The following is an 11125-nucleotide window of genomic DNA, read 5'->3' as shown; positions in this document are numbered from 1 at the left end:
GCAAAGTGTCAGGTGGGTTTCGGTCTCTGACTGGTGGAGCGGCGTTCTGCCGGATTCGCAGCTATATCTCCACACTTCGCAAGCAGGGCATACATGTCTGGCAGGGCCTCGTGAGTGTATTTCGCGGTGACATCCTCATGCCCGACTTCTCGCGCTGAGTAGTTACGAATAAAGTTGCATTGCTGGCCCTGATCGGCTCCCTCGCCCTCGCGTCCTGTAACAGGACCACCGCCCCCGACGTGAGCGGCTCTACCAAGTCGGTCACCTTCAAAGCCATGCTGCCCAACGACGCGGTCTACAAGTCCTCGACCGGCACGGGCAAGTACGTCGACCTGACCGGCGGCGACCGCCGCACCACCCTGACGGCTGGCGGCCTGAAGCCCAGCACCAGCTACCTGGCCCACTACCACAAGATGGGCACGGCTGACGCCACCGATCCTTGCAAGTCCAGCGGCGACGTTGTGGGCGGCGTCATCGCCACCATGACCAGCGACGCCAACGGCGCACTGATCCTCAAGGGCTTCCAGACCACCGACGCCCTCAAGGACGCCAAGTACATCAACATTCACGAAGCGGCCTCGCTGGCCACCGTGCCGCTGTGCGCCCCCCTCTGAATCAGCTTTAACAGAGGACCAGAAGAAGGGAACCGTCAGATTCGACGGTTCCCTTTTTTGTGGCCGACTGGGCCGCACATGAAGCCGCCAGCTTCGGTGATCCGGCACTGAAAAGCCGTACAGGCGCGAACCGGGGGCGGCCCCCACGGCCAGTCTGGGCCACCGTGTCAGCTTTCTCACATCTGCCCCTTATTCTGCCGGGCATGAAAGACCGCGCCGCCCTGCTGCTTGCCTTTTCCCTGCTGTTCAGTGTGGCCGGGGCCTACACCGTGAAGAAGGGCGACACCCTGTACTCGATTGCGCGGGCCAACAACACCAGCGTCAATTCCATCGTCCGCTTGAACACCCTGAAAGGCACGACGCTGGAAGTCGGGCAGGAGTTGCGGATTCCCGGCGTGGCCCCCACACCTCGCGCGGCCACGTCCAGCGCTCCGGCCACCAGCAAGCCTGCCCTGCCCGCGCCGCTGCCCGCCGAACAGCTCACCCCCACGGCCCCCACCTCCAGCATCGCGGGCGTGACCGTGCGCGTGCCGCAGAGCCTGCGGATGGGCGAGGCGTTCACCGTGCAACTGTCCGGGGCGCGGGCGGCCCAGGCCACAGTGCGTTTTCCCAGCGAGGTAGGCGAGGACGTGCGGATGCCCAACGAGGTCCTGAAACCTATTGGCGCGGCGGGCGAGTACGTCGTGCTGGGTCGCGTGGTGCTGGGCAAGACCACCCCCGTGGTCTATGAAGTTAATCTGGGCGGCGAGCTGATCCGGGGGCGCATTCCGGTGGTGGGCCTGGACCAGCCGATCCAGCACCTGAACCTGCCCGCGCGCGTCAGCGGCGTGTTGCAGGACCCCGGCAAGGCCGCCGAGGACGCCGCCGTGAATAAGGCGTACATGTTGCGGACCCCGCAGGTCTGGACCCGGCCTTTTGCCCCGGCACTGGCCAAGGCCAAGGCCACCAGCAGCAGCTTCGGGCAGCCGCGCACCTACGTGGCAGGCGGCGAGGTGGCCTACCACTTCGGCACCGATTACCCGGCCCCGGTGGGAACAGCAGTGCTGGCAGTCAACGACGGCAAGGTCATCCTGGCAGGCAAATACCCGGTGCGCGGCGGTCTGGTCCTGATCGACCACGGCGCGGGCGTGACCAGCCTGTATTTCCACCAGAGCAAGATCGTGGTCAAGGCCGGGCAGACCGTCAGGCGCGGCCAGAAACTGGGAGAGGTGGGCACCACGGGCCTCAGCGCAGGGCCACACCTGCACCTGGAAATGCGGGTGCGCGGCGAGGGAACGCATCCGACAAACTGGGTGGACCGCCTGTGGCCCAGATGAACGGTGCGGGAAAATGAACTGCTACTTTAATCCCCATGTCTGACCCCACTTCGCGCCCCATCCCCACACTGGACGAGCTGAACCGGCAGGGAGAGGGCAAGCTGCCCGGCCTGATCGGCATCCGCTTCACGCACGCCGAGCGCGGGTTAATCCGCTCCGAGCTGACGCTGCGGGATGAACTGCTGGCCCCCAACGGCTTTCTGCATGCCGCGAGTGTGGTGGCACTGGCGGACACCAGTTGCGGCTACGGCACGCGCCTGCTGCTGCCCGAGGGGGCCAATGGCTTTACCACCATCGAACTCAAGAGCAACCATCTGGGCACGGCGCGCGAGGGCACGATTACCTGCGAGGCCCGCAGTGTCCACGCCGGGCGCACCACCCAGGTCTGGGACGCCGAGGTACGCGGGCCGCAGGGCAAAGTGATGGCGCTGTTCCGCTGCACGCAGGCGGTGCTGTATGCAAAATAGGCGGGATGTGGTGGCAGCCCTTCGCCCCGTCTCGCCCACACGCTGACATGCCCACCGCAGCCCATTTCCTGAAACACCCGGACCCCCTGACCCGCGAAGTCGCGCAGGGCTACGCGGAAGGCGGATTCCTGATGGACAACGGCGACGGCGTGCAGTGGTACAGCGTGCCGGGCCGCGCCCTGGTGCCGCTGACGGAAGAGGCGGGCCTGCATGTGGCGCGGAGACTGCGCCGCGAGCTGCCGCGTTTCGAGGTCCGCGTGGACACTGCGTTTGAGGACGTGCTGGAAGGCTGCCGGGGCCATCTACACGGAACGCCGGAGCGGGACGGCGAGTGGATCAGCCCGGAACTGACGGACCTGTACGGGCATCTGCATGAGACCGGGCTGGCCCATTCCTTTGAGGTCTGGCAAGGCGGCGAGCTGGCCGGGGGCATCCTGGGCCTCGCGCTGGGCGGTGCGTTCATTGCCGAAAGCAAGTTTCACCGGGTCACCAACGCCAGCAAGGTGGCCGTGATCCGTCTGGCCGGGTATGTGCGGGCCAGAGGTTTCATTCTGCTGGACGCGCAGATTCAGAATCCGCATCTGGAAACGCTGGGGGTTTACGAGGTGAGCGACGCGGAATACGCGCCATTGCTGGCGGCGGCGCTGAAGGTCAACGCCTCGCTCTCCTTGCCAACGGGCTAGATAAAAATGCCCCCGCCCGGCCCGCGCGGCTTACCCTGCGGGCATGAGCGCCCCTGCCTCCGCCCCGACTGACCAGAATCCACAAGCGCAAGTGCTGCGCGTGCTGATCTGCGACGAGATGAACCCCGGCAATCTGGACCACGACGGCTTTCAGATCGACTACGAGGGCAACATGGAGCGCAGTGAAACGCTGCGCCGCCTGCCCGAATACGACGCGCTGATCACGAGGAGCCGCACCAAGGTGGACCGTGAACTGATTGACGCCGCCGGGTCACGCCTCAAGGTCATCGGGCGCGGCGGCGTGGGCGTGGACAACATCGATCTGGACTACGCCAGCCTGCGTGGATTGCTGGTGCTGAACGCGCCAGAAAGCAACAACGTGTCGGCGGCGGAACTGGCCGTAATGCACCTGATGGCGGCGGCGCGCGGCCTGACTCGCAGTGACCGCAAGACGCGGGCGGGCGAGTGGGACCGCAAATTCCTGGGCCTGGAGCTGAAGGACCGCACGCTGGGTATCGTCGGGCTGGGCCGGATTGGCAGCATGGTGGCGGACCGCGCGCAGGGCCTGCGGATGAACGTGGTGGCCTACGATCCCTACGTGCCCGACAGCAAATTCGAGCGTCTGGGCGTGACCCGCGCCGCCTCGCTGGACGAGCTGCTGGCCCAGGTGGAATTTCTGACCGTCCACACCCCGCTGACCGAGGAAACCACCGGCATGGTGGGCGCACGCGAGCTGGCGCTGATGAAACCCGACGCAATCGTGGTCAACGCGGCGCGCGGCGGCATCATCGAGGAACAGGCGCTGGTGGACGCCCTGCACAGCGGACATCTGTTCGGGGCCGGGGTGGACGTGTTCGTGGACGAGCCGCCCACCGCCGATCACATCTTCCTGGGTGCGCCGAATCTGGGCATCACCGCCCACCTGGGCGCGAACACCCGCGAGGCGCAGGAACGCGTGGGCGCGGAGATCGTGGCCCGCGTGCTAGCCGCCCTGCACGGCGACGTGAGCAAGGGCGCGGTGAACGCCCCGGCGCTGGACCCCAAAACCCTGGAGGCATTGGGCGGCTACCTGGATCTGGGCGAGAAACTGGGCCGCATTCAGGCGCAACTGCTGCCCGGCGCGTATGACATCGAAGTGACCTTCCGGGGCGAGTTCCCGGTGGACCCGGCCCCGGTGGTCTCCAGCGTGCTGGTGGGCTACCTGTCGGGCAGCACCGACGAGCGGCCCAACATGATCAACGCCCGCGCTCTGGCAAAGGAACGCGGCCTGAATCTGGCCGTGCGCGAGCAGACCGACAGCCCGGACTACCAGACGGAAGTGATCGTGAAGGTCAGCACCCAGGGGCCGGACAAGGCCCGCACGCGCACGGTGGGCGGCACGGTCTTTGGCCGCAGCCCGCGCCTGACCCGCCTGCGCGACTACCGCGTGGAACTGGAGCCGGAGGGCTACATTCTGATCGCCAGTAATCAGGACAAGCCAGGGGCGGTGGCGCAGCTCAGCACCCTGCTGGGAACCTGGGGCGTGAACATCGCCGGGATGGCACTGGGGCGCGCCCAGCGCGGCGGAGAGGCCCTGTTCACGCTGACGCTGGATGAGGGCCTGAGCGCCGAGCAGTTGCGGGCGGTGCGCGATCTGGACGTGATCGACAGCGCCTATCTGGTGAAGGTGTAGAAATCTGGATCAGGGCCGTTGAGCAGGGCCGTTTTCTCCATTCAGATGACGGCCTGCCCAGTGACCCCTCACCCATCCACCGTTCCCGGCTTCTGTGCGGCAATCATCTACACAGCGTGATGTTCACGCACTCGGACGCCCTGCCCGTTGCCTTTTCTGCGAGGCCTGAGATTGCGGGGCGGGACGAGCAGCGAACCCGTCCCATGCCCCCAGTCCGCTAGTCCAGACGGTGGCCGCGCTGGTACTGCGGCACCATCTCCAGATCGGCCCCCAGTTTCTGCGCGGCGAACTGGGACCAGTGGGGATCGCCCAGAAAAGGACGGCCCAGCGCGATCAGATCGGCCTCGCCGTTTTGCAGGATCGCTTCGGCCTGTTCCGGCGACTCGATCATGCCCACGGCCATCACGTCCAGCCCGGACACGGCCACCTTGACGGCGGAGGCGAAAGGCACCTGATAGCCGGGTCCGGGGGTGATCTGCTGCGCCGTGGTCAGGCCGCCGCTGCTGACGTCCAGCACGTCCACGCCCTCGCGGCTGAGCAGGCCCGCCAGTTTCACGGTCTGCTCCAGATCCCAGCCGCCCTCGGCCCAGTCGGTAGCGCTCAGGCGCACGAACAGCGGCTTGTGCATGGGCCAGCCGCCACGCACGGCCCGCACCACGTCCATGACGAAGCGCGTGCGGTTTTCAAAGGAGCCGCCGTACTCGTCGGTGCGCGAGTTGGACAGCGGCGAGAGGAACTGGTGCAGCAGGTAACCGTGCGCCGCGTGGACCTCCACGGCGTCAAAGCCTGCCATTTCTGCACGTTGGGCAGCGGACACGAAATCCTGGATCACGCGCTTGATGTCAACAGAAGTCATGGCGCTGGGGGTGGGGAAAATCGGCGCGAAGGACTGGGTATCTGGCCCGATCACGCCCCAGCCGCCGTGTTCAGGCGTCACCGCGCCCTTGCCGCGCCACGGGGCGTAGGTGCTGGCCTTGCGCCCCGCGTGCGCCAGTTGAATCCCCACCAGACTGCCGTGGGCGTGGATAAAGTCGGTCACGCGGCCCAGCGGCACGATATGATCGTCGGACCACAGCCCCAGGTCCTCGGGACTGATCCGGCCTTCCGGCGAGACGGCGGCGGCCTCGGTGAAGATCAGGCCCGCCCCGGCCAGCGCAAACTGACCCAGGTGGACCAGATGAAAATCGTTGGCCAGCCCGTCATGCGCGCTGTACATGCACATGGGCGAGACGACGATACGGTTGGGCAGAGTGAGACGTTGAAGCTTGAGCGGCTGGAACAGCTTTGGGGCGTTGTCGGGCATCTGGACAATGTACTGGTGCGGTGAAGGGTCCGCCAGATGGCCGATGCTTAGCCTCTGCCCATGCTTCAGAGTGGTAAAAATGCAGATTCAGACCACGCTGGAAGGAATCACGCCCGCCGCCCTGACCGGTTTTTTTGAAGGCTGGCCCAATCCACCGACACCGGAAACGCTGTGGCGCATTCTCTCCGGGGCGTCCCACAGGGCGCTGGCGGTGGAGGACGGGCAGGTAATCGGCTTTGCCTACGCCATCAGCGACGGCGTGCTGAGCGCCTACATTCCGCTGCTGGAGGTTAGGGCGCAGTGGCGGGGGCAGGGCGTCGCCTCGCAACTGGTGGAAAACCTGCTGGCCCAACTGGACGGTCTGTACATGATCGACACCGCCTGCGACGACGATCTGGTGCCCTTCTACGAACGCTTCGGCATGATGCGCGGCAACGCTATGGTCCGCCGCGACTACGCCCGCCAGAGTGGGAAGGATGGAGTGCTGGACGGAGACTATCTGAACTGACGCTGAGGCGAGGGCGGGGCCGCTATTCTATGGGGCCATGCCGAGTGTTCCACCCTCCCCTGCTCCCTTCACCGTTCTGGCCCTATACCAGTTTCGCACCCTGCCAGACCCCGCCGCCCTGCGTGCCGAGTTGCTGGAACTGGGCCAAAGCTCCGGCCTTTGCGGCACGCTGATCGTCGCCTCGGAGGGAATCAACGGCACGGTGGCTGGTTCACGCGCGGCGATTGACGGGCTGACCAACTTCCTCCAATCAGCGGGTTTTGACCGACTGGAAGCCAAAGAGTCATATAGCACCGAACAGCCCTTCAAACGCTTCAAGGTGCGCCTGAAATCCGAGATCGTGACGCTGGGCCTTCCTGTGGAACCCACCTCCCAGGCCGGGCAGTACGTGGAGGCAGGCGACTGGAACGCCCTGATCGCTGATCCTGATGTGGTGGTGGTGGACACCCGCAACCGCTACGAGGTCAGCGCCGGAACCTTTGAGGGCGCGGTCAACCCCGAAATCGACAGCTTCCGCGAGTTTCCCGCGTGGCTGGACGCACACGCCGGGGAACTGGCAGGTAAACGCGTCGCCATGTTCTGCACCGGGGGTATCCGCTGCGAGAAAAGCACCAGCCTGCTACGTGAGCGCGGCTTCACAGATGTGCTGCACCTGCGCGGCGGCATCCTGAAGTATCTGGAAGATGTGTCGGAAGAGGACAGCCGCTGGCACGGCGAATGCTTCGTCTTCGATGGCCGCGTGACCGTGGGCCACGGCCTGCGCGAAGGTGGGGCCGCCATGTGCCACTCGTGCGGCTGGCCACTGGGCGCGGATGAGCGGGCGCATTCGGCCTACGAGGAAGGCGTGAGCTGCCCGAATTGCGTGGAGGCGACGACGGACGCGCAGAAAGCGGCATTCAGGGATCGTCAGCGGATGTATGACGCGCGCCAGCCGTAATTCTCAGAAACTGGCCGCGTTGGCTCTGCTGCTGTTTGCCGTGGGCATCGGCATCTTCTTGCTCCTGACGCCGCGCAAGCCCATGCCCGCCGCCGACAGTCCCGAAGTCGCCTTCACGCGCGGCATGATCGCCCACCACGATCAGGCGATTACGATGGCAATTCTGATCCGGCGGCGCAGCGCAGACCGCACCATCCGCTCGGCGGCGCTGGACATTCAACTGTCGCAGGAGGAACAGATTCGCCAGATGCGCGGCTTTCTGACGCTGTGGAGGCAGCCGGATACCTTCACCATGTCCGCCGATCACGCCCGCAGCATGGGCATGGCGTCGGGTGCGGAGTTGCTGTCGCTGAAAACGCTGCCCATCGCGCAGGCCGAAACCGCCTCCCTGCAACTGATGACCCGCCACCACCAGGGCGCACTGCGGATGATCCCGCCCGCACTGGAGCCGGGCGTGCTGCCCCAGGTGCGCCATCTGGCCCGGCAGATGCAAGCCGTTCAGGGCGGCGAGATTCGGTTTATGACCTCGCTGTTGCGGGCGCGAGGGGCGGAAGTGTTGCCGTTTCCAGAGATGGACATGGGGATGCCGGGGATGGGGCATTGAGGGTGGGGGTTAAGGGGATGGCCCCACGGTTTGACCCCTCAGTCTGCTTCGCAGCCAGCTCCCCTCAAAAGGGAGCCAAAAAAGCGCAGAAGACCGTGCAGCACAGCAATCTCCTTGCCTCCCTTCTAAGGGGAGGTGCCCCGAAGGGGCGGAGGGGTTAAACCGCAGACAGCCCCCCAAAAAATTAACCCTCTTCCCCCAAAGCCCCAGCAGGCAAAGCAGGCGGCAGCACCAGCGCCGACAAAGCCAGCCCGCCCAGCCCGGTCATGACCGCCACGCCCAGCCACAGCTCCAGGCTCAGGTTGCTGAGGCCCAGCCGCACCGCACCGCCCAGATACGGCACCCACACCGCCAGCGGCAGCAGCACAGCAAAGGCCCGGAACGCCAGGGGCCGCGACGGCGAGGGCCGCAGCAGCACACACAGCACATCCGCCAGCAGGCCACAGCCCAGCGCCACGGCGGGCAAGCGCCAGTCGCCGGGGGCGAGCATCAGGGCCATCCCCAGATTCGTCAGGGTGTACATCACCGTGATTGCGCCGAAGGGCAGGGCGAAGCGGCGCAGCAGCAGCAGCACGGGCGCGGCCAGCATCAGGGCGGTGAGAAGCACGGCGCTGAGTTCGCCGCGCGTCTGCACCCAGCCCAGGCCCTGCGGGACGCTCAGCAGGCCCCACATGTACATGTGCATAAAGGCCGTGAACGCCAGCAGCGACGTGGCCGACAGCACCGCCGCCCAGCGCAGGAGCAGCGGCGCACGGCGGCCCGTGGGCGATTGCCACGCAGCGTTCAGCGGCGAGGCGGCAATCAGCGAGCCGCCCGCGAACAGCAGCAGGTGCGTGGGCGAGAGCAGCGCCTCAATGCCCACCTCTATGCCGAAAACCGTGTGCCAGGTCAGATCGCCCAGGCCGCCCAGCCCGAACAGTGGCACGCCCAGCGCCGCCAGGCTGTAGCCGTCGGGGAAGGCCGCCAGCCCGCGCCGCCCCATGCGCCAGCCGCCCCAGGCCAGGAACAGGCACCAGCCCGCCACCGCCAGGAAACCGCTGTAAAAGACCGCGTGCCAGGGCGTGAAGAAGGTTTCCAGCGACTCGCCCAGGTTGTTGTGCGCCCAGCCGTCCAGAAACAGCCCCGCCAGCAGCCACCACGCCAGCGCGATGGTCACCAGATTCTGCGTGGGCGTGGCGCGGTAGGCGGCAGCCGGGGCCGGAGCCTGGGCAGCCTGAAGGGACGGGGGCGCGGTGGTCATGGGAGGTAGTTTACGCCGGGCCAGCAGGTTGGATAATCTGGATTCGTGCCTCCCGGAGCCGACTACCGAATTCAACCTATTCAAGGCTACACGCCGCGCATCAGTGATCTGATAGGGATGCTGAATTACTCGCGCCAGACGACGCTAGACGCCGTGGCCGGACTTTCGGTGGCGCAGCTTGATTTCTTTCACGGCGAGAATGGAAATTCTATAGGGGCGCTTCTGGCCCATATTGTCTCTCTGAAACTGATTTACAGCATCCGCACGCTTGAGGAGCGGTTGCCAAGCGCCGACGAGAAAGCCGAGTGGGACGCGTCCATAAGACTGGGAAAAGTGGCACGCGAAAAATACAATGGCCTTCCAGTCGCCTATTATCAAGAACTGCTGGAAGGCGTTCGCCAGCGCACGCTCACCGGACTTGCCCGATGTGACGACGACTGGCTGAACAGGGAATTCACGCTCACTGACGGCTCGCTCGTGAACAACTACTGGGCTTGGTTCCACGTCGTTGAGGATGAAGTCAGCCACCGTGGACAGATTTTGCTGATTCGCAACCATTTGATGCCGGAGGAGCCATGACCAGCCGAGCCAAAGCCCGTGCCGCCCGTATACAAGCGTTGCTCAACGACGATGGAACCATCACGCCCGCCGCCCGGCTTCCAGACGGGTTGCTAGTGCAGGAAATGGAACTAGAGGCACAATACTTAGAGGCGCTGACTGCTTTCGTTACAAATAACTCCAGAAAGGTAAAATCAGTTCCTCAGTGAGTTAAGCGAGATCACGCAAGTATCTCAAATGCATCATTCTAAAAGCATACATACTGTAAGGATATTACTAGCATTGTTTACCTAGCATTTGAGTTACATCAGTTTATTTTTCTACCACCTCTATCTATCTCAGTTAAAAATACTTGTCTCGCACTTTTCCAAGTTATTTCAATTTTTTTTCCCATTTCGGCAAGATTTCCACTATTGTCATAGGCGATAATGTCATATATCTTTTTAAGATCATCTACAGGATAAGCTGTAGACCCTTTGTCATCGTAAATACCCCTAACTTTTTCAATCGCAATGCTTAATCCCTTCAATACTCTTAGTTTTTCTTTCAAGTCTATTTGGCTAGACTTACAATAGAATATAGCTTCCTCTACCGCATCAACACATTTTCCATACCCATCGCGCAATTCTTTAATAAATGTCAGGCGTTGCTGAACAGCAAATGCCAGAGCTGCTGTCGGAAGCGCGGTTAATAATGCCAAGAAGTCTTTAATGAACTTTGTTGCCGTTTGCCATTCTTCTGGCTTAAAGCTATAGCCTAGTGCAGCGATAACGATTAGTATCAAATAATACGAGGAGATTGCTACAATATAAATTATAAAAGTGTTTCTCAGCATGACCTTCCCTCCCAGGAGAAGAAGTGACAATTCTAGCGGTTACAGCACATCTGATTATCACTGACCTTACGCGCTACGATTTGAAGACTCCATGAAATCATCAGGATTTCTTGCTTCGCACTGCGGCGACGCAAACTGGGGAGGTGACTCGCCGGATGATGGAACTGTACAGCGATTTCTTGATCTCCTCGTTCGGTCAAACGAGTGCCACCATGCTCGCCCAGTTGCTGCTGGGGGAAGTCAGTCACGATCAGGTCACTCGTTTTTTGCGTCAGGAAGAGGCTTTTTCCCGTACGCTCTGGAAACTGGCAAAGCCGTTGGTCAGGCAGATCGAGCAGGAGGACGGAACGCTGAGTGTCGATGACTGTGTGATTCCCAAACCTCACAG

Annotated in this window: 13 protein-coding genes and 2 pseudogenes; 12 read left to right on the top strand and 3 right to left on the bottom strand. The window is 63.5% G+C overall.

The genetic code is table 11. The annotated features are described in order from the left end of the window. The 6 genes and pseudogenes from Q319_RS27495 to serA form a co-directional block, all read left to right on the top strand. Window positions 1–158: pseudogene (locus tag Q319_RS27495) on the top strand (IS66 family transposase); the annotation flags it as partial. Between the two features lie 81 nt (window positions 159–239). Beyond that, window positions 240–614: a hypothetical protein gene (locus Q319_RS25815; protein ID WP_156039495.1), complete on the top strand. Its 375-nt coding sequence runs from the start codon at window positions 240–242 to the stop codon at window positions 612–614. A gap of 203 nt (window positions 615–817) precedes the next feature. Then, the gene (locus Q319_RS0120390; protein ID WP_029484273.1) at window positions 818–1930 is read left to right on the top strand and encodes a LysM peptidoglycan-binding domain-containing M23 family metallopeptidase; all 1113 of its coding nucleotides are present in this window, start codon (window positions 818–820) and stop codon (window positions 1928–1930) included. 35 nt (window positions 1931–1965) lie between these two features. Continuing rightward, the gene (locus Q319_RS0120385; RefSeq protein WP_029484272.1) at window positions 1966–2397 is read left to right on the top strand and encodes a PaaI family thioesterase; all 432 of its coding nucleotides are present in this window, start codon (window positions 1966–1968) and stop codon (window positions 2395–2397) included. Window positions 2398–2444: 47 nt separating this feature from the next. After that, a complete protein-coding gene (aat, locus tag Q319_RS0120380; protein ID WP_029484271.1) occupies window positions 2445–3080 on the top strand; it encodes a leucyl/phenylalanyl-tRNA--protein transferase in 636 nt (211 codons plus the stop codon). Between the two features lie 43 nt (window positions 3081–3123). Next, window positions 3124–4752: a phosphoglycerate dehydrogenase gene (serA, locus tag Q319_RS0120375; RefSeq protein ID WP_029484270.1), complete on the top strand. Its 1629-nt coding sequence runs from the start codon at window positions 3124–3126 to the stop codon at window positions 4750–4752. Window positions 4753–4969: 217 nt separating this feature from the next. Here serA and Q319_RS0120370 read toward each other — a convergent pair whose 3' ends face one another. Beyond that, a complete protein-coding gene (locus Q319_RS0120370; RefSeq protein ID WP_029484269.1) occupies window positions 4970–6055 on the bottom strand; it encodes an NADH:flavin oxidoreductase/NADH oxidase in 1086 nt (361 codons plus the stop codon). Window positions 6056–6134: 79 nt separating this feature from the next. Between Q319_RS0120370 and Q319_RS0120365 the strand changes: the two genes are divergently transcribed. Genes Q319_RS0120365 through Q319_RS0120355 form a run of 3 tightly spaced genes read left to right on the top strand, consistent with a single transcriptional unit; the run spans window position 6135 to window position 8104 of the window. Next, window positions 6135–6563 carry a GNAT family N-acetyltransferase gene (locus Q319_RS0120365; RefSeq protein WP_029484268.1) on the top strand — a complete coding sequence of 143 codons (429 nt, stop codon included), beginning with the start codon at window positions 6135–6137 and terminating at the stop codon, window positions 6561–6563. Window positions 6564–6600: 37 nt separating this feature from the next. Continuing rightward, window positions 6601–7500 (top strand): oxygen-dependent tRNA uridine(34) hydroxylase TrhO, encoded by a 900-nt coding sequence (trhO, locus tag Q319_RS0120360; protein ID WP_029484267.1) that lies wholly within the window; start codon window positions 6601–6603, stop codon window positions 7498–7500. Then, window positions 7481–8104: a DUF305 domain-containing protein gene (locus Q319_RS0120355; protein ID WP_051655610.1), complete on the top strand. Its 624-nt coding sequence runs from the start codon at window positions 7481–7483 to the stop codon at window positions 8102–8104. The genes trhO and Q319_RS0120355 overlap by 20 nt, the downstream gene beginning before the upstream one ends. Before the next feature lie 184 nt (window positions 8105–8288). On the opposite strand, the gene Q319_RS0120350 is transcribed toward Q319_RS0120355, so the two are convergent. Continuing rightward, the gene (locus Q319_RS0120350; RefSeq protein WP_029484265.1) at window positions 8289–9344 is read right to left on the bottom strand and encodes a hypothetical protein; all 1056 of its coding nucleotides are present in this window, start codon (window positions 9342–9344) and stop codon (window positions 8289–8291) included. Window positions 9345–9389: 45 nt separating this feature from the next. Here Q319_RS0120350 and Q319_RS0120345 point away from each other — a divergent pair, with 45 nt between their 5' ends. Both Q319_RS0120345 and Q319_RS27490 read left to right on the top strand, forming a co-directional pair. After that, window positions 9390–9923 carry a DinB family protein gene (locus Q319_RS0120345; RefSeq protein WP_156039494.1) on the top strand — a complete coding sequence of 178 codons (534 nt, stop codon included), beginning with the start codon at window positions 9390–9392 and terminating at the stop codon, window positions 9921–9923. After that, entirely contained in the window at window positions 9920–10111 is a 192-nt protein-coding gene (locus Q319_RS27490; protein WP_156039493.1) for a hypothetical protein, read from the top strand. The genes Q319_RS0120345 and Q319_RS27490 overlap by 4 nt, the downstream gene beginning before the upstream one ends. A 98-nt stretch (window positions 10112–10209) precedes the next feature. Here the strand turns inward: Q319_RS27490 and Q319_RS27485 are convergent, their stop codons facing one another. Further along, on the bottom strand, window positions 10210–10737 hold the full coding sequence (locus Q319_RS27485; RefSeq protein ID WP_156039492.1) for a hypothetical protein: 528 nt from the start codon (window positions 10735–10737) through the stop codon (window positions 10210–10212). Window positions 10738–10880: 143 nt separating this feature from the next. Between Q319_RS27485 and Q319_RS0120340 the strand changes: the two are divergent. Continuing rightward, a pseudogene (locus Q319_RS0120340) lies at window positions 10881–11125 on the top strand (IS701 family transposase); the annotation flags it as partial.

This window comes from Deinococcus marmoris DSM 12784 (assembly GCF_000701405.1).
Classification (GTDB): domain Bacteria; phylum Deinococcota; class Deinococci; order Deinococcales; family Deinococcaceae; genus Deinococcus; species Deinococcus marmoris.
The sequence above is the reverse complement of the archived record's forward strand: the minus strand, read 5'-3'. Positions and strand labels throughout refer to the sequence as shown.